We start from the raw sequence: 17173 nt of genomic DNA on the forward strand, positions 1-17173 counted from the left end.
GTCTCCCATCAACGGCCGAACAGGCGCTTGATGAGGCCCGGCTTCTGGTACTCGGTGAAGCGCATGGGCCTGTCTTCGCCGAGGAAGCGCGCGATCACGTCCTGGTAGGCGCTGGCGACGTCGCTGTTCTCCAGGTGGATGGCCGGCGTGCCCTGGTTGGACGCCTGCAGCACGGCCTCGCTCTCGGGCACCACGCCGATGAGCTTGAGGCGCAGGATGTCCTGGATGTCCTCGATGGAGAGCATTTCGCCCTCGGCCACGCGCTTGGCGTTGTAGCGGGTGATGAGCAGGTGCTCGCGGATGGGTTCGCCGCCCTCGATGGCGCGCTTGGTCTTGGAGCCGAGGATGCCGAGGATGCGGTCGGAATCGCGCACCGAGGAGACCTCGGGGTTGGTCACGAGCAGGGCCTCGTCGGCGAAGTGCATCGCCAGCAGGGCGCCGCTCTCGATGCCGGCCGGGCTGTCGCAGACGATGTAGGTGAAGCCCATGGCGTCGAGGTCCTTGAGCACCTTCTCCACGCCCTCCTTGGTCAGCGCGTCCTTGTCGCGGGTTTGCGAGGCCGGCAGCACGAACAGGTTGTCGCAGATCTTGTCCTTGATCAGCGCCTGGTTGAGGTTGGCCTCGCCCTGGATGACGTTGATGAAGTCGTAGACCACGCGGCGTTCGCAGCCCATGATCAGGTCGAGGTTGCGCAGGCCGACGTCGAAGTCGATGACGGCGGTTTTATGGCCGCGCAGGGCCAGGCCGGCGGCGAAGGAGGCGCTGGTGGTGGTCTTGCCGACCCCGCCTTTGCCGGAAGTGACGACGATGATTCTTGCCATGGTTGTTGCGTTCGCGAAAAGGAGTGGAAGGACCGTTGATCTACTTGAGTTTCAGGGCTTCGATGCGCAGGGCGTCGCCGTCGAGCAGCACATGGGCCGGCTTGCCCTTCACGGACTCGGGCAGCGGCTGGTCGGCGGTGCGGTACACCCCGGCGATGGCCACCAGCTCGGGTTCGAAGCAGGTGCAGAAAATGCGCGCGCCGGCCTCGCCGTGCGCGCCGGCCAGGGCGCGTCCGCGCAGCGGCGCGTAGACATGGATGTTGCCGCCGGCGATCAGCTCGGCGCCGTGGCTGACCAGGTCGAGCACGATGAGGTCGCCCGGCGCGTAGACGCGCTGGCCGGAGCGCAGCGGCTTGTCGATCAGCAGCGTGGCCGGGGCCTGGGGGGAAGCCGCCGGGGCCTGGCGCGCGGCGTCGGACGCGGCCTGCCTGAGGGCCTCGGCCTCGGCGGGCGCGGGATGGGGGGCGTCGCGCGGCGCGGGGTCCTGCCGCACTTCGGCGGCGGGCTTGCGCGGCGCGGCGTGGCTGTCCAGGCGGGGCAGGGCGCCGGCCGCCCAGCCGGCCTGGGCGTCGCTCGCCACCACGCCGATGGGGCGCAGGCGCAGCGCCGGCAGCCAGGTGGCCAGCGCGGCGACGTCGAACTGCGCCGCGTCGTCCAGGGGGCGCAGGTCCAGCACCACGGGGTCGCCGGAGAAGAAGTCCGGGGCGGCGTCGAAGCGTTGCTGCAGGGCCTGGCGCAGCGCATCCAGGTCCGCGGTCTTGACGGACAGGTGCAGGGCGTCCACGGCGCCCGCGCGCAAGTCGAACAAGGCGGATTTGCGGGGACTCATGGCTGGCGGCACGGGCGGGTCGGCAACAAGGCGAAGGTCTGGGCGGAATGCGGCATGACGGACATCGGCGCGGCGAGGTTCTGAGCACCCCCGGGGGTGAGCAAGGGCGGGCCCGGCCCGGCGTTTGCTCGAGAGGTTTCTCTGCAAAGCCTGCATGGTACTTGCACCCTTGCCGCGTCCGGCCCGTGGCCCAGGCCGGGGCGCGGAGCGCGCGGGCAGCGGCGCCCCGCGGTGCGTCAGCCTTCCTGCAGCGCCTCGATCAGCGGGCAGGCGATGTCGCCTTCGTGGCAGGCGCAGCGCTGCACCAGGACCGCCAGCGCCTGCTCGATGCGGCGCAGGTCGTCCAGGCGCTGGCGCACGTCGGCGAGCTTGCGCTCGGCCATCTGGCGGGCTTCGTCGCAATGCGTGCCGTCCTGCAGCTGCAGAAGCTCGGCCACCTGTTCCAGCGTGAAACCCAGGCGTTGCGCGCTTTTCACGAAATGCAGGCGCCCGAGGTCGGCCGTGGTGTAGCGGCGGATGGCGCCGTAGGCCCTGTCGGGCGTGGCCAGCAGGCCGCGGCGCTGGTAGAAGCGCACCGTTTCCACGTTCACCCCGGCGGCGCCGGCGAGTTGCCCGATCGTGAAATGCGTGGTGGTGGGTGTCATGGGTTTCCGTCCGTACTCAAGTACGGACGGAAACTACCACCATTCGCGGCTCGCTTGCAACATCGACGGCGGACGGGCGGCGGCGACTCAGCTTCTTGCGGTTTCCGGTCTGGGCGACGGGCGCGAGCCTTGTCCTTGCGAATGCGCGCGTTCAACGTTTGGCGCGGGCGTACCCCAGGAGCCGCAAGCCTTGCGCGGCGAGCCAGGCGCTGAACAAGCCGATGAGCGCGCCGCCCAGCACGTCGGCCGGGAAATGGGCGCCCACGGCCATGCGTGACCAGCCCACCCAGAGCGCGAACACCACCAGCAGGGCCTTGAGCATCCAGTGCGCGCCCGGCAGCAGGCTGGCCATCAGCACAAAGGCGAAGGCGGCATGGCCCGAGGGAAAGCTGTGGGCGTATTCGGCAGGCCCCAGAATGTGCACCGCGGCGACCCCGAGCACCCGGGGCGGGCGGGGAAAATCCAGCCAGGGCTTGATGCCCGAGACGATGGCCCAGTCGATCAGGTAGCCGCACAGCAGCACCAGCACGGCCTGGGTGGCCAGGACATTGGGGCGCTTGAGCGCCAGCGCCAGCGCCGCGGCGGCATAGAAGGGGTAGAGCTTGTGGTCGCCGGCCGCCGTGCCCCACAGCGCGAGGTGATCCCACAACCAGCCGTGGCCGGCGTGGTTGACGGCGAGGAACAGGCGCTCGTTCAGGCCGCCCCATGTGTACCACCAGGGTCCGTTCATGTCTTGAGCACCCCCGCGCTGTGCGCGACCCCGCCGTGCGGGGTGTCGCCCGTCTTCGGACGTCCGTGCGACGGGCTCATGTGGGCTCCCGGCGCTGCGCGCTGCCCTCCGCGAGGGCTTCGCGCGCCTTCGGAGCGGCCGTGCGGCGCGCTCATGGTGGGCGCCCCCGCGCTGCGCGCGACCCCGCCATGCGGGGCTTCGCCCGTCTTCGGACGGCCGTGCGACGGGCTCATGCCGCCGCCAGGCCCAGCGCCGCGGCCCACAGGCCGACGCCGACCAGGGCGCTCAGGACCGCGGCGCCGAACAGCCATTTCCGGCCGGTGAGGGCGGTGATGGAGGCCAGCGAGATGGCGATCTGCAAAAAGATGAGGCTGCGCGCCATGCCGGTGTGCGGGCGGTTGAGGCGGTCGGACTCTTCGTCCGCTTTCGTCGAGGCGGCTTCGAGCGCATCGGCGCGGGCCTTGATCTCGGTCTTCTGGTGCTCGTACTTGGCGATCTTGCCGGCGATGGCGGGTTGCCTGTCGGCCGGGGCGAGGTCGCGCGCGAGTTCCATCAAATGCTGCTTGGTGCTTACCGCCTGGTAGTAATTCCACTCGTCGGTGGCATGCGCCTTCTTCAGCACGGCTTCGTTCTTGTGCAGCAGGACTTCGTTCATCAGATGGCTGCCCTGGTAGCTCACCACCGCACCCAGCGCCGCCAGCAGCGCGGTGAAAATCGCCACCCACTGGTTCAGGCCGCGGTTGTGTCCCTCGGTGGCGTGGTGCAGGGCTTCTTCGTGCGGAGCATGGGCGTGGACGCCGGATTCACTCATGGTTGGATCTCGGGGTTGGATGCGGGACAAGGGCGCCTGCGGAGGCGGGCAGGGCGCAAGTTTACGGGCGTTGCGTGACGGCATGGCGCGGTGGAGGCCACCCCGCATGTCCGGGGATTTCCAAGGGGCATGGGGCACGGTCTAATCGTTGCCACTGCTCACCACAAACCTTCCAGCCGAGACTCGCCATCGACCCGACCGCAGCACCCGATCCGGCGGCCCAGCAGGGTTCGCCACTACGCCGCCGTTTGATACGGTTGTGGGTCGGTATCGTGATGCTCGCCACCTTGTTCACGGCGTGGATCGCCTGGCGTGCCTGGGACGACCTGCGCGCCCAGAGCCAGCAGCAGCTGCGCGCCTTTGCCGCCGAATACGCCGTCGAGTGGCGTGCCAGGCTGCGTTCGCGTCAGTTTTCCATGCTGCGCCTCAGCCGGAACTTGCTGGCGGATCCGCAGACGACGCAGCAGCAGCTCGACATGTATCTGCGCGACAGTCCCGACATCGAAGGCGTCGCGCTGGTCGACGGCGCGGGGCGTTATGTCGCGCGCAGCGGAGCCCTGCCGCCACTGCCCGTCGGCGACGCCGCGCTGACCGCGGCCACGCGCGCCGCCTATGCCCGCTGTCTGCGCGCGCCGGGCTTTTGCGTCGGTCCGCCGGTCCCCGACCGGCGCGCGCCGGGGCACTGGCTGAACCTCGATTTCCTGCCGCTGGGGAGCCTGCCCGGCGCGCAGGAGCACCTGGTTCTGGCCCAGGCGCCGGCTTTCCCGCGGGTGATCGGGCTGACGCAACAGCCGGCCGACGGCATGGCCTTCGCCATCCTGCGCGAGGACGGGCTTTTGCAATTGCGCCTGCCGCAGACGTCCCATCCGCCCTATGGCCAGCCGCAAGGCGGGATCATGGTCGAGACTTTGCGCGCCAACCCCCGGGCGCTCGCCGGCGTGTTCTCGGGTCCGTCCACCGCAGTGGATCGGCAGTTGGTGGGCGCTTTCGTGCGCGTGCCCGACTACCCCTTCACCATCGGCGCCAATCTGCCTATGCGTCTGCTGGTGGAGCACTGGGCCGCGCAACTCGCCAGCACGCTCTTGCTGTTCATGGGGCTGATCGCGGCGGCCTCCTGGCTGTTCGACAGCACCTTGCGTCAGCTCGGCCGTACCGAGCGCAGCCGGGCGCAGGCCTTGGACGGCCTGCGCCGCCAGCGCGATGAGCTGGACGTGACGCTGTCGTCCATCGGCGATGCCGTGATCGCCACCGACGCGCAGGGGCGGATCACGCGCATGAACGCCGAGGCCGAGCGCCTGACGGGATGGCGCGCCGCGCAGGCACAGGGCCAGCCGGTGGCGCAGGTGTTCCGCATCGCGGTGGAAGGCGAGGACTCGCTGGCGCCCTGCCCGGTGGCGCAGACCCTGCGCAGCGGCAAGGTGGCGCAGCTGGCCAACCACACAGAATTGCACAGCCGCGATGGGCGCGTGCTGGCGATCGAGGATTCGGCCGCGCCCATCACCGGGTTCTCGGGCGAGGTGCGCGGCGCGGTGCTGGTGTTCCACGACGTGACCGAGCGGCGCGAACGCGCGCGCCGCAACGAGCGCCTGCGCAGCCTTTACGCGGCGCTGGCGCAGTTGGGCGAGATCGTGCAGCAGCAGGCGCGTCTGGGCGATGAAGCGGAACTGTTTCGCGCCGCGTGCGGCGCGCTGGCCCAGTCCAGCCTGTTCAATGCGGCGTGGATCGGCCGCCCGGACGCCGCCGGGGTGTTCCAGTTGCAGGCCAGCGCCGGCGCCGGGGCGCAGCATCTGCACCAGGTCGTCATGCGCCTGGACGACCCGCTGCCGGCGCTTTCCGTGCGCGCCTGGCTGGCCGGCGAGCTGCTGTACCACAACGATTTCCCGTCCGATCCGCTGAACGCGCCGCGGCGCGACTTCGTCGTCACCCACCGCTGGCACAGCATCGCCGCCGTTCCGCTGCGCCGGGCCGGGCGGCCCGAGGCCATCCTGGTCGTCACCTCGCCCGCATACGGTTTGTTCCAGGACGACGTGCGCGAGCTCATCGCCCGCATCGCCCGCCTGCTCGGCCACGCGCTGGACGAGATCGCCGCCCACCGGGCGCTGCAGCAGGTGCGCCAGCGCGAACAGTGGCTGGCCCTGCACGACACCCTCACCGGGCTGCCCAACCGCAATATGCTCGAGGGCCAGTTGCAGCAGGCCATCGCGCGCGCCGATGCGGCGGGCACGCTGTTGGCGCTGGCCTACCTGGACCTCGACGGATTCAAGTCCATCAACGACGTGTATGGCCACCTGATCGGCGACCAGGTGCTGCGCGCGGTGGCCGAGCGCCTGAGGACCAAGCTGCCGGCCGACGCCCTGGCCCTGCGCATGGGCGGCGACGAATTCGTGCTCATCATCGAGGGTTGCGCGGAGGTGGCCGTGCTCGAACCCCTGTGCACAAGCCTGCTCGAGTCCCTGCGCGAGCCCATGCAGGTGGGCAACCCGCCCCTGCGGCTGCAGGTCGACACCAGTTGCGGCATCACCATTTATCCCTACGACCGCGAATCCCCCGACACCCTGCTGCGCCACGCCGACATGGCGCTGTACGCCCACAAGAGCCGGCGCGGCCCGCTGCGTGGGGCCTTCCGCCTGTACGACCCGGCCATGGCGCAGGCGTCCTTCGCGACGTCCGATCGCCGCGTCGAACTGCGCCGCATGATCGAGGGCGGCGACCTGGTGCTGCACTACCAGCCCGTGCTCGATCGCGCCAGCGGTCGCATCCGCAGTGTGGAGGCGCTGGCCCGGCTGCGCCGCGACGGCGCCTTGCTGCAGCCCGAAGCCTTCATGCGCGAGCTCGGTCCCATGGAGCTCAGCCTGCTGGGCGCGCGCGTGCGCCAGCAGGCCCTGGCCGACCTGGCCATCTGGGTGCGTCAAGGCCTGCACCTCGGAGTCTCGGTGAACGTGGTGCCGCAGGAACTGCTGGCCGCCGATTTCGCCAGCCGGGTGCTGGCCGAGGTGGGCGGCCACCCGGAGCTCGAGCCCGGCATGCTCAGCCTGGAGATTCTGGAGACCGAGGAAGTGTTCGGCGAGCACGTGGTGCTCGAGCAGTTGGGCATCCTGCGCCACGAGGGTGTGCGCGTGGGCATGGACGACGTCGGCTCGGCCTATGCCTCGCTGCTGCGCCTGAAGACCCTGCCGGTGGACCTGCTGAAAATCGACCAGGCTTTCGTGCGCGACCTGCCCAGCCACCCACGCGACCGCCTGTTCCTCGACGCCATCCTGGCGCTGGGCCAGGCCCTGGGCATACGCACCGTGATCGAGGGTGTCGAGACGCGCGCCCATCTCGACCTGCTGCTGCGCACCTCGGCGGATGCCCTGCAGGGCTATGCCATTTCGCAGGCCCTGCCGGCGGACGACATTCCGGCTTTCGTGACAGGCTTTCGCCTGCCGCCGCGCGGCGTGCGGGCCTATTCGTAGCGCAGGGCCACGGCGGGCTGCACGCGCGAGGCGCGCCAGCTCGGATAGAGCGTGGCCAGCAGCGACAGCACCAGCGCCACCACCGTGATGGTGAGGATGTCCGAGGCCCTGGGGTCGCTCGGCATCTTGTGGATGAGGTAGACGCTGCGCGGCAGGAACTGGGTGTGGAACACCCATTCCAGGAAGCTGACGATGGGGTCGATGTTGAAGGCGATGAGGCAGCCCAGCAGCACGCCCGAGAGCACGCCGATCACGCCGGTGATGGCCCCCTGGACGATGAAGATGCCCATGATGGAACGCGGGCTGGCGCCCTGGGTGCGCAGGATGGCGATGTCCGACTGCTTGTCGGTGACGGTCATCACCAGCGTGGACACCAGATTGAACGCCGCCACCGCGACGATCATCGCCAGGATGATGAACATCATGCGCTTCTCGATCACCACGGCCTCGAACCAGGTGCGGTTCTGCTCGGTCCAGGGTTGCGCCACCAGATTGGCCGGGAGCGTGGTCTGCAGTGCCTGCGCCACGGCCGGGGCGTCGTCGATCGAACGGGTCTGCACGCGCAGGCCGGTGGGGCCGCCCGAGAGGAAGAGCTTGGCGGCGTCGTCCATGTTCAGCAGCGCCAGCGTGCTGTCGTATTCGTAATGGCCGACGTTGAACACGCCCACCACGCGCAGGGTGCGCAGGCGCGGGATCATGCCGGCCGGGGTGAGGCTGCCGCTGGGCACCACCATGGTGATCTGGTCGCCGATGCCCACGCCCAGGCGCTGCGCCAGTTCGTTGCCCAGCACCACGCTGAAACTGCCCGGCTTCAGCGCCGCGAGCGAGCCCGCCACCATGTGCGTGGCGATGGCCGAGACCTTGTCTTCCTCCTGCGGCTCGATGCCCCAGGCCAGCACGCCGAACAACTGGTTGCCCTGCGCCAGCAGCGCCTGGCCGCTGACGAAGGGCGCCACGCCGGTGACGGCCGGATTGCGCTGCACCACCCGCGCCACGCCGCGCCAGTCGGTCAGCGGGCCACCGTCCACGCTGAACACCTGGATGTGCGGAATGACGTTGAGCATGCGGTCGCGCACGTCCTTCTGGAAGCCGTTCATCACCGAGATGACCACGATCAGCGCGGCCACCCCGAGCGCGATGCCGGCGACCGAGATGAAGGAGATGAAGGAGATGAAGCCGTTGCGCCGCGTGCGCCGGCCGGCGCGCGTGTAGCGCCAGCCGATGAGCAGCTCGAACGGCAGGCCTGAGGGCGTGGAGGTGGACATGGGGGCGAAGTTTACGGGCTGGGCGATTTCCAGCATCCATGCCGGCACAAGGCCTTGGGCCGGCGCCCTATGCTGAGGGTCCTGCCACAACCCGGAGGACACTCCCGATGAACGACGCCACCATGCCCATGCCCTACCGCCGCCTCGGCCGCAGCGGCCTGCAAGTCAGCCTGTTGTCGCTCGGCTCGTGGGTGACGTTCCACAACCAGGTGGATGCTTCCGGCGTGCGCGAGATGATGGCCGCGGCGCGCGACGCCGGGGTCAACTTCTTCGACAACGCCGAGGTGTACGCCAACGGCGAGAGCGAGACCCTGATGGGCCAGGTCATGGGTCAGCTGGGGTGGAACCGGCTGGACTACATCGTGTCCAGCAAGTTCTTCTGGGGCCTGGACCGCGGCACGCCCGACGCGCCGCGCATCAACGGCCGCGACACCCTCAACCGCAAGTATCTGCTGCAGGCAGTGGACGGCAGCCTCAAGCGGCTGAAGCTCGACTTCATCGACCTGATCTTCTGCCACCGCGCCGATCCGCACACGCCGGTGGAAGAAACCGTCTGGGCCATGCACCACGTCATCGAGCAGGGCAAGGCGCTCTATTGGGGCACCAGCGAATGGAGCGCCGACGAGATTCGCGCCGCCTGGGAGGTGGCCGAGCGCCACCACCTGCACAAGCCGGTGATGGAGCAGCCGCAATACCACCTGTTCCACCGCAAGCGCGTGGAACAGGAGTACGCGCGGCTGTATGCCGACATCGGCCTCGGGCTGACCACCTGGAGTCCGCTGGCCTCGGGCCTGCTCACCGGCAAGTACCGCGCAGGGGTGCCCGCCGGCAGCCGCGGCGCGATCCAGAGCCTGTCCTTCCTGCGCGAGGGGCTGCTGGACGCGCGCAAGAACGCCGCGGTGGGCGAACTCGACGCCGTGGCCCAGGACCTCGGCTGCAGCGTGGCGCAGCTGGCCCTGGCCTGGGTGGCGCGCAATCCGCGCGTGAGCACGGTGATCCTGGGCGCGTCCAGGCTGGCGCAATTGCAGGAGAACCTCGGCGCGCTGGCGGTGCTGCCCAAGCTTTCGACCGAGGTCGTGCAACGCATCGAGGCCATCACCGCCGGGCTGGCCGAATGACGCGGGCCTAGGAGGCTGTCGGACTTTCCAGGCTTACGCCTGATGGATCAATCCGAGACAATGGCGACAGTGCATTGAGGAGTTCCTCGCGATGAGCCGCTTTGTTTGTGTTGATCGAGACACGGCCTACCTTCTGCCGCCTTCGGTGGACGAGTGGTTGCCCAGTGATCACCTTGCGCGCTTTGTGGTCGAAGTGATTGATCGGCTTGATCTGGACGATCTGGTCAAGCAGTACGCGGGCCGTGGCTCTGCCGCGCATCACCCTGCGGTGCTGCTGGGGCTGCTGATCTACGGGTATGCCAACGGGGTGCATTCGAGCCGCAAGATCGAACGCGCGACCTACGACTCGGTGGCGTTCCGCTTTGTGGCGGCCAATACGCATCCCGATCACGACACGCTGGCGACGTTCCGTCGGCGCTTTCTGAAGGAGATCGAGGCGCTGTTCGTGCAGGTGCTGGTGCTGGCGCGCGAGATGAAGTTACTCAAGCTCGGTCACATTGCGCTGGACGGCACCAAGATTGGAGCCAACGCGAGCAAGCACAAGGCGCTGTCGTGGGGTCATGCCAACAAGATCGAGGCGCAGTTGCGCCAGGAAGTCCAGGACCTGTTGGCGCGGGCGGAGAAGGATGATGGATCCAGCGCGCCCGATGGCATGGATGTGCCCGCCGAGATTGCCCGCCGCGAGGACCGTCTGCGCGCCATCGCGCAGGCCAAGGCCAAGATTGCGCAACGCGCCGCCGAACGATTCAAGGCGGAGCAGCAGGAGTTTGAGGCCAAAGAGGCCAAGCGCCGCGCCCAGCGCGAGGCTGGCAAGAAGCCGCGCGGGCGGGATCCCGAGCCGCCCCAGGCCGGTCCCCAGGACGGCGACCAGGTCAACCTGACGGACGAGGAGTCGCGCATCATGCCGGTGTCCGGCGGCGGCTTCGAGCAGAGCTACAACGCCCAAGCCGGCGTGGACATCGAGACGATGATGGTGGTCACCGCGCACGTCACGCAGTCCTGCAATGACAAGCGCGAAGTGGTGCCCACGCTGGAGCAGATAGCGGCGTTGCCCGAGGCGCTGGGCACCGTGCAGACCCTGGTCGCCGACAACGGCTTTTGCAGCCAGGCGAACGTGGTCGCCTGCGTGCAGGCGGGAATCGAGCCGCTGCTGGCGATGAAGCGCGAGTCGCATCACGTGCCACTGGCCGAACGGTTTGGGCCCGACCCCGACGCGCCGCGAACTGCGGAGCCGGTCGCCAACATGGCCCACCGCCTGTCCACACAGGCAGGCCGGGCGCTGTACAAACTGCGCAAGCAGACCGTCGAGCCCGTGTTCGGCATCATCAAGCACGTCATGGGCTGGCGTCAGATGAGCATGCGCGGACTGCACAAGGCGCAAGGCGAGTGGAACCTCGTGACCATGGCCTGGAACATCAAGCGCATGCATGTGCTGCGCGCCAGGTGACGAGCAAAGGGGGAAGTGCGCCCAGATCACGCCCCACCGCACGACCTGCTACGCGCCCCAACGGGCCGCCCAGGAGCCTGTGCAAGTGATGAAGACGCTGGCGGCGTGCCGGGTCACGCAAAAACCGCGCCGCTCGCCGCCGCCACCCGCCCCTCGGGCTTAAGTCCGACGGTCTCCTAGGGCCAATACTGTTCAGATACGTAGGATTGGTGTTGGCTGATGGTGTTGATGGAGTACCTCTCCGCGATGTCGGAGGTTGTAGTTGCTCATTTTGCGTTTGACGCCGCGCGGGTTGGTCCGACCTCGGCTGCTCACGCAGCGACCGCGGGCGATTTCCTCGAACAAGGCGTCGCGCCAGCAAGGCAGTCGCTCAGGGGGGAATGGCCGCGGCCTGCGGCATTTTTCGCTTGATCACTCGCACTGCGTGGGTGAAGCTCAAGCGATCCGGATCGAGTCCGCGTGGCCAGGCGGCTTGCGCCATGATTTGGCGAATCGCGAAGTGCGCCAGAAGCAGTCCCCAAAGTTCCTGCCTCACCAGTTCCGGTGTCTTGCTTCGCAGGACGGTGCTGTTGGCTCGCAGGTGCGTCTTGAATTCGGCGAAGACGCTCTCGACTTCCCAGCGTTCGTGGTAGAGCGCCGCCAGCTCGAGCGCCGGAGCATCCTCGGGATCCAGGATGTTGGTGACCAATCGGTAGCTGTCCTGTGTTGGCGTGGCGGAGTTGGTCAACAGGTACTCGACGATCCGAATCGTTTGCCCGACGCGCTCGCTCCTGCGATCGTCGCTGTCGAACACCGTACTGAGATAGGAGCCGTCCGGCAGCGCTTTTTCAATCGGCAGTTTGCTCGTAGACGGCACTCGCCATGCCAGTTTGGCACCGGTGGCGCACGCGATCTGCCAGAGCTTGAATCCGTAGAAGCCGCGGTCGGCAAGCACGAGCATGTTTGCTGTCAACTTCTGGGGCAGCAGTCGGCTCGCCATGACGCGTTCGCTCTGGCTGTAGGGGCCGATGTCGGCGGCCACAACGGCGTGGGTGCCGCACTCGACCAAGCCCAGCAGCCGGGCCTGTGGAAAGGCGCTCTGTCCGCGTGTGGCACTCGGGTAGCCGAAGTAAGAGGCGTTGGCCGCCTCGTCCGCCACGTCCATGCCGCTGCCATCCAAAGCCATCACGCGCAGCCCGCGATACCAAGCTCCAGGTGCCCCGGGCGCTGCAAGCGGCCGCAACACCCGATCAGCCAGTTGATGCATGACCTCGGCACCGAGCCGCGTGCGCGCCTGCGAAATCGCCGACTTGCTGGCCTGGACTGCACCAGCCCGGCTATCGCCGAGCCATTGCAGGCCCTCGCAAACGACGCGCAGAACCTCCTCCAGCGGCGCCTCCCGCCACAGCGCCAACGCCATCACGTAGTACACCACCGCCGGCGCTGGAAGAAGACGCTCGCGCTGGCTTGCTCGGCCTGTCTCGCTTAGCACCTCCTCGATCAGCGCCCGCGGACAAACGCTGGCCAAAACCCCCGCGCTGATCAGGTGTGCCACGTCAACCTGGGCCGGTAACGCCTTGCGTGTCCTGGCCATGCCTCATCCTCATCGACACCTCGATGAGGATGAATTATGACTGATTGCCTGCTATCTGAACAGTATTGGGCCTAGGGCTTGCCGGCGCGGCCGCGCATCGGCGCGCGGCGGATGATGCGCTGGAAAAACAGGTTGTTCGGGATAATGACTTCCTGGCCGTCGTCCTGTTCGATGCAGGTGAACATCAGGTCGGTGTCGATGACCCGGCCCTTGAGGTTCTCGGGCAGGATTTCGATCTGCTGGCCGAGGTGATAGGGACGCCAGATCAGCACGAACAGCCGGGCGGTGATGTTGCTGACCATGGTCCAGGTCGCCAGCAGGCCGACGCCGACCACGGCCAGCAGGCTGACGATGGTGGACCAGATCGACGACACGTCGATGCCCCAGAAGCGCAGCAGAACCAGGGCCAGGAACAGCCACAGTAGGCTCACGAGCAGGCGTTCGATGGTCTTGCGCGAAGCGGGATTCAGCGGCAGGTGCCCGTCGGTGACATTCCAAAGGCGGCGGATGTAATGCCGCGCGACGACGATCAGCAGCATGCCCGCGACCAGCAGGATCAGGCTGGGCAGGGCGTGCCCGACGAGGGTGTCCGGGTGGATCAGGTCGGTGAACGTGGCTTGCAAATCGGGCATCGGAACGGGCCTCTGGGGAGCGCAGCCGCCTCGCGGCCTCAGCCGCGCCGGAACACCTTGTCGGCGCGGGCCTGGTCGGTCGGGCGAATGACGATCTGGTCGACGTTCACGTGCGCGGGCCGGGTCGTGGCCCAGACCACGGCGTCGGCGATGTCGCCGGCCGTCAGCGGGCGGGTAGCCGCGTAGACCTTGCTCGCGCGCTCGGCGTCGCCCGCGAAGCGCACCAGCGAGAACTCGGTTTCCACCAGGCCGGGATCGATCTCGGTCACGCGCATGGGCTGGCCCAGCCATTCGAGGCGCAGGGTTTCGCTGATGGCCCGCACCGCGTGCTTGGCTGCGGTGTAGCCCGCGCCGCCGGAATAGGTTTCGAAGCCGGCGATGGAGCCGATGTTCACCACATGGCCGTCGCCTGAGGCGAGCAGCCGCCCGTGCAGGGCGCGGGTCATGCGGGCCAGGCCCAGCACATTGCTTTGAAACATGGCCAGCCACTGCGCCTCGTCGAACTCCGCGACCGGGGCCAGGCCCAGGGCGCCGCCGGCGTTGTTCACCAGCACGTGCACATGGGCAGGGAGCGCGGTGGCGAAGGACTGCACCGACGCCGCATCGGCGACGTCCAGCGCCAGCGCGTGGCCGCCGATGTCGGCGGCGATGGCGCGCAGGCGGTCCAGCCGGCGCGCGCCCAGATAAACGGTGTAGCCCGCCGCGGCGAGGGCGCGGGCCGTGGCCTCGCCGATGCCGGACGATGCCCCCGTGACGACGGCGACTTTGTGGGTGGTCATGGTGTACTGGCGTGGGTTTGCATGCCCGCCATCCTAAGTGCCGCGCCAGCGGCTTGCAGGCCGCGCGGCAACGTCCCGACGGATAATCCGACTATGCACACCATCCTCATCGACACGGGCCCGGCCGGGGGCGGCGGTCTGCGGCAGGCCTTGGCGTCAAGCCCCATGCCGCGCCTGAGCCGCCTGCTGCGCCTTGCCGAGATGACCCACCGGGAGCCGGCGCGCGAGGATGCGGAAGCCGCCTGGCTGAGCCCTGCCGAGCGCTGGATGTGTGCGTCGCTCGGGCTGCAAGCCGCGCACGCTGCGGCTCCGGGCCCGGCCATGGCCGGCGCGAAACCCGATCCCGCGCAGGCAGCGCCCGCCCCGCAACGGGCGCCCTGGGGCGCGCTGGCCGCGCTGGGCGCCGGGCAGGACTTGCGCGGCCTGGCCTGGGGCTTGGCCTTGCCGGTGCACCTGGAACTGGGGCGCGAGAGCCTGAGCCTGGCCGATCCGGCCGACTTGCAGATCACGCCGGGCGAAGCGAGAGCCTTGTTGGAGACGGTTCAGCCCCTGCTGCGCGACGCCGGCTGGCTGCTGGATGCGCGCGATCCGGCGCGCTGGCTGGTGGCGCATGCCAGCCTGGCCGAGGTGGTGACGGCCGATCCCTCGCGCGCCGTCGGCCGCAACGTGGCGTCCTGGATGCCGGCCGGCACGCCGGCCAGGGCCTGGCGCCAGCTGCTCACCGAGATGCAGATGCTGTGGCAGTACCACCCGGTGAACGAGGCGCGCGCGCAGGCCGGCCGGGCTGTGGTCAACGCGCTGTGGCTGCATGGCTGCGGCGTGCTGCCTGAAGATCTGCGCAATCCCTTCGTGCTGGGCGCGCCGGGGGCGGCACATCGCCCGGCCCCCCGTGGGGGCCCAGAAAACTTGGGCGTGGCCCGGCGTTTGCGCGAGGCGCATCCGGCGGTCGCGGGCGCCACCGCCTGGCTGCCCGCCGTCGCGGCCGGTTTGCCGCACCTGTTGCCCAGCCAGCACCCGCATCCGCTGCGCGTGCTGCAACCCGCGGCGCTGCATCCGGCCGATCCCCGGACCCTGGGCGCGGCGATCACGGCGCTGGATGCCGAGGCGGCCAGCGCCATCGACGCGGCGCTGCAGTCGCACGACGCGGCCCAGGTGGTGCTGGCGGGCGACAGGCACTGGATCGCCTTCGAGCTGCGCAAGACGCGACGCTGGCAGTTCTGGCGCCGCGCCGATGCCCAGGTCCTACTTGCGATGGTGTAGCCCGGCGTGCGCTTCATCTCCCGTGACGCCCCGCCGCGCGTCGTGCACCAGCTGCAAGGCGCCGGCATTCATCCCTTGCTGGCGCAGCTGCTCGCCGCGCGCGGCGTGCGCGACCCCGCCGAGGTGGAGCCCGAGCTCGCGGCCATGCTGCCGCCGGCCGCCCTGAAGGGGGCCGAGCAGGCGGCACGGGCGCTGGCCGATGCCATCGCCCGCGGCGAGCGGCTGTGCATCGTGGCCGACTACGACTGCGACGGCGCCACCGCCTGCGCCGTCGGGCTACGCGGCCTGGCGCTGATGGGCGCGCGCGTCGGCTACGTCGTGCCCAACCGCTTCACCACCGGCTACGGCCTGTCGCCCGCCGTGGCCGACCTGGTGGCGACGCAGCCGGGTGGGCGCCCGGACTGGATCGTCACGGTGGACAACGGCATCGCCAGCGTGGATGGCGTGGCGCGGGCGCACGAGCTCGGCATGCGCGTGCTGGTCACCGACCACCACCTGCCCGGCGAGCGCCTGCCGGATGCCGAGGTCATCGTCAATCCCAACCAGCCGGGCTGCACTTTCCCGAGCAAGAACCTGCCTGGCGTGGGGGTGATGTTCTACGTGCTGCTGGCGCTGCGCGCCGAACTGCGCGCACGCGGGGCGTTCTCGGCCGCGACCCAGCCGCGCCTGGACAATCTGCTCGATCTGGTGGCGCTGGGCACGGTGGCCGACGTGGTCAAGCTCGACGCCAACAACCGCCTGCTCGTGGCGCAGGGACTCAAGCGCATGCGCGAAGGCCGCATGCAGCCGGGCGTGCGCGCGCTGTTCGCCGCCGCCGGGCGCGAGCCGGGCCAGGCCAGCAGCTTCGACCTCGGCTTCGCCCTGGGACCGCGCATCAATGCGGCCGGGCGTCTGGCCGACATGACGGTGGGCATCGAATGCCTGATCACCGACGACGCCGCGCGCGCGATGCAACTGGCGCAGACCTTGGACGCCATCAACCGCGAACGCCGCGGCATCGAAGGCGAGATGCGCGAGCAGGCCCAGGCGGCGTTGGCGCAGATCCAGCTTCAGGGCAGTGGCGAGGCGGCGTCGATCAGCCTGTTCTCGCCGGGCTGGCACGAGGGCGTGGTCGGCATCGTCGCCGGACGCCTGAAGGAGCTGCATCACCGGCCCAGCTTCGTGTTCGCCCCGGGCTCGGACGGCTGTTTGCGCGGTTCGGGGCGTTCCATCCCCGGTTTCCACCTGCGCGACGCGCTGGACCTGGTGTCCAAGCGCGAGCCCGGCCTGTTGCTGCGCTTCGGCGGCCATGCCGCGGCTTGCGGCTGCACCATCCCGGCCGACGGTTTCGACCGCTTCGCCGCGGCGTTCGAGGCCGTGGCGCGGGACGGGCTGTCGCCCGCGCTGCTGGCGCGCAAGCTGGAGGTGGACGGCGAACTGGCGCCGCAATGGTTCGACGCCGAGGTCGCGCAGCTCTTGCAGGCCCAGGTCTGGGGCCAGGGTTTCGCGGCCCCGGTGTTCGCCAGCCGCGTCGAGGTGCTGCACCAGGGGCAGTTGGGCGAGCGCCACATGAAAGCCCGCGTCCGTCTGCTGGACGTGCCGGCAGGCGCGGGCGCGACGCGCGAACTGGTCGCCTGGAACCGCAGCGACTTCCTGCCCGCGCAAGCCCGCGTCGCCTGGCGGCTCGACACCAACACCTGGCAGGGACGCACCCAGGTGCGCATGGTGCTGGAAGCGGTGGAAGAGGCGGATTGAGCGCCTGGCGACTTTGTCATGGCGCCATCATCGCCATGACAAAAATACCCCTCGTGCCGATGTTTACGGCTATGC

14 protein-coding genes are annotated in these 17173 nt (G+C 69.3%); 5 read left to right on the top strand and 9 right to left on the bottom strand.

All coding sequences use genetic code 11. The features are described from left to right. Positions 1-8: 8 nt before the first annotated feature. The 5 genes from minD to THIARS_RS12475 all read right to left on the bottom strand — a co-directional run bounded on the left by minD (position 9) and on the right by THIARS_RS12475 (position 3835). Positions 9-821, bottom strand: a complete 813-nt coding sequence (gene minD, locus THIARS_RS12455) for a septum site-determining protein MinD (protein ID WP_094161219.1) — start codon at positions 819-821, stop codon at positions 9-11. 40 nt (positions 822-861) lie between these two features. Then, the gene (minC, locus tag THIARS_RS12460; protein WP_094161220.1) at positions 862-1650 is read right to left on the bottom strand and encodes a septum site-determining protein MinC; all 789 of its coding nucleotides are present in this window, start codon (positions 1648-1650) and stop codon (positions 862-864) included. 236 nt (positions 1651-1886) lie between these two features. Beyond that, the gene (gene merR, locus THIARS_RS12465; protein ID WP_094161221.1) at positions 1887-2294 is read right to left on the bottom strand and encodes a mercury resistance transcriptional regulator MerR; all 408 of its coding nucleotides are present in this window, start codon (positions 2292-2294) and stop codon (positions 1887-1889) included. A 151-nt stretch (positions 2295-2445) separates the two neighbouring features. Next, positions 2446-3024 carry a phosphatase PAP2 family protein gene (locus tag THIARS_RS12470; protein WP_094161222.1) on the bottom strand — a complete coding sequence of 193 codons (579 nt, stop codon included), beginning with the start codon at positions 3022-3024 and terminating at the stop codon, positions 2446-2448. 229 nt (positions 3025-3253) lie between these two features. Further along, complete coding sequence (locus tag THIARS_RS12475) at positions 3254-3835, bottom strand: DUF4337 domain-containing protein (protein WP_094161223.1); 582 nt, start codon at positions 3833-3835, stop codon at positions 3254-3256. A gap of 275 nt (positions 3836-4110) precedes the next feature. On the opposite strand from THIARS_RS12475, the gene THIARS_RS12480 reads away from it, so the two are divergent. Then, on the top strand, positions 4111-7290 hold the full coding sequence (locus THIARS_RS12480) for an EAL domain-containing protein (protein ID WP_094161224.1): 3180 nt from the start codon (positions 4111-4113) through the stop codon (positions 7288-7290). On the opposite strand, the gene THIARS_RS12485 is transcribed toward THIARS_RS12480, so the two are convergent. Then, a complete protein-coding gene (locus THIARS_RS12485; RefSeq protein WP_094162117.1) occupies positions 7281-8555 on the bottom strand; it encodes a lipoprotein-releasing ABC transporter permease subunit in 1275 nt (424 codons plus the stop codon). The two genes, THIARS_RS12480 and THIARS_RS12485, sit on opposite strands and share 10 nt — an antisense overlap. Before the next feature lie 128 nt (positions 8556-8683). Between THIARS_RS12485 and THIARS_RS12490 the strand changes: the two genes are divergently transcribed. Together THIARS_RS12490 and THIARS_RS12495 are read left to right on the top strand one after the other, a co-directional pair. Then, entirely contained in the window at positions 8684-9673 is a 990-nt protein-coding gene (locus THIARS_RS12490) for a potassium channel beta subunit family protein (protein WP_094162118.1), read from the top strand. Positions 9674-9764: 91 nt separating this feature from the next. After that, positions 9765-11120: an IS1182 family transposase gene (locus tag THIARS_RS12495; RefSeq protein ID WP_094159249.1), complete on the top strand. Its 1356-nt coding sequence runs from the start codon at positions 9765-9767 to the stop codon at positions 11118-11120. 370 nt (positions 11121-11490) lie between these two features. Here THIARS_RS12495 and THIARS_RS12500 read toward each other — a convergent pair whose 3' ends face one another. The 3 genes from THIARS_RS12500 to THIARS_RS12510 form a co-directional block, all read right to left on the bottom strand. Further along, entirely contained in the window at positions 11491-12693 is a 1203-nt protein-coding gene (locus THIARS_RS12500) for an IS4 family transposase (RefSeq protein WP_094159105.1), read from the bottom strand. A 71-nt stretch (positions 12694-12764) separates the two neighbouring features. Beyond that, positions 12765-13325 (bottom strand): mechanosensitive ion channel domain-containing protein, encoded by a 561-nt coding sequence (locus tag THIARS_RS12505; protein WP_222423075.1) that lies wholly within the window; start codon positions 13323-13325, stop codon positions 12765-12767. Positions 13326-13363: 38 nt separating this feature from the next. Next, positions 13364-14104 carry an SDR family NAD(P)-dependent oxidoreductase gene (locus tag THIARS_RS12510; RefSeq protein WP_094161225.1) on the bottom strand — a complete coding sequence of 247 codons (741 nt, stop codon included), beginning with the start codon at positions 14102-14104 and terminating at the stop codon, positions 13364-13366. Positions 14105-14197: 93 nt separating this feature from the next. Between THIARS_RS12510 and THIARS_RS12515 the strand changes: the two genes are divergently transcribed. Both THIARS_RS12515 and recJ read left to right on the top strand, forming a co-directional pair. Beyond that, the gene (locus THIARS_RS12515; RefSeq protein WP_094161226.1) at positions 14198-15364 is read left to right on the top strand and encodes a hypothetical protein; all 1167 of its coding nucleotides are present in this window, start codon (positions 14198-14200) and stop codon (positions 15362-15364) included. 6 nt (positions 15365-15370) lie between these two features. Further along, a complete protein-coding gene (recJ, locus tag THIARS_RS12520; protein WP_094161227.1) occupies positions 15371-17098 on the top strand; it encodes a single-stranded-DNA-specific exonuclease RecJ in 1728 nt (575 codons plus the stop codon). The last annotated feature ends 75 nt before the right edge of the window (positions 17099-17173 follow it).

This window comes from Thiomonas delicata (genome assembly GCF_900088825.1).
Taxonomy (GTDB): domain Bacteria; phylum Pseudomonadota; class Gammaproteobacteria; order Burkholderiales; family Burkholderiaceae_C; genus Thiomonas_A; species Thiomonas_A delicata.

Excerpts from the sequence above, each read along its gene's own strand:
- minD (WP_094161219.1), bottom strand. The coding sequence starts at position 821 with ATGGCAAGAATCATCGTCGTCACTTCCGGCAAAGGCGGGGTCGGCAAG.
- minC (WP_094161220.1), bottom strand. The coding sequence starts at position 1,650 with ATGAGTCCCCGCAAATCCGCCTTGTTCGACTTGCGCGCGGGCGCCGTG.
- merR (WP_094161221.1), bottom strand. The coding sequence starts at position 2,294 with ATGACACCCACCACCACGCATTTCACGATCGGGCAACTCGCCGGCGCC.
- THIARS_RS12470 (WP_094161222.1), bottom strand. The coding sequence starts at position 3,024 with ATGAACGGACCCTGGTGGTACACATGGGGCGGCCTGAACGAGCGCCTG.
- THIARS_RS12475 (WP_094161223.1), bottom strand. The coding sequence starts at position 3,835 with ATGAGTGAATCCGGCGTCCACGCCCATGCTCCGCACGAAGAAGCCCTG.
- THIARS_RS12480 (WP_094161224.1), top strand. The coding sequence starts at position 4,111 with ATGCTCGCCACCTTGTTCACGGCGTGGATCGCCTGGCGTGCCTGGGAC.
- THIARS_RS12485 (WP_094162117.1), bottom strand. The coding sequence starts at position 8,555 with ATGTCCACCTCCACGCCCTCAGGCCTGCCGTTCGAGCTGCTCATCGGC.
- THIARS_RS12490 (WP_094162118.1), top strand. The coding sequence starts at position 8,684 with ATGCCCTACCGCCGCCTCGGCCGCAGCGGCCTGCAAGTCAGCCTGTTG.
- THIARS_RS12495 (WP_094159249.1), top strand. The coding sequence starts at position 9,765 with ATGAGCCGCTTTGTTTGTGTTGATCGAGACACGGCCTACCTTCTGCCG.
- THIARS_RS12500 (WP_094159105.1), bottom strand. The coding sequence starts at position 12,693 with ATGGCCAGGACACGCAAGGCGTTACCGGCCCAGGTTGACGTGGCACAC.
- THIARS_RS12505 (WP_222423075.1), bottom strand. The coding sequence starts at position 13,325 with ATGCCCGATTTGCAAGCCACGTTCACCGACCTGATCCACCCGGACACC.
- THIARS_RS12510 (WP_094161225.1), bottom strand. The coding sequence starts at position 14,104 with ATGACCACCCACAAAGTCGCCGTCGTCACGGGGGCATCGTCCGGCATC.
- THIARS_RS12515 (WP_094161226.1), top strand. The coding sequence starts at position 14,198 with ATGCACACCATCCTCATCGACACGGGCCCGGCCGGGGGCGGCGGTCTG.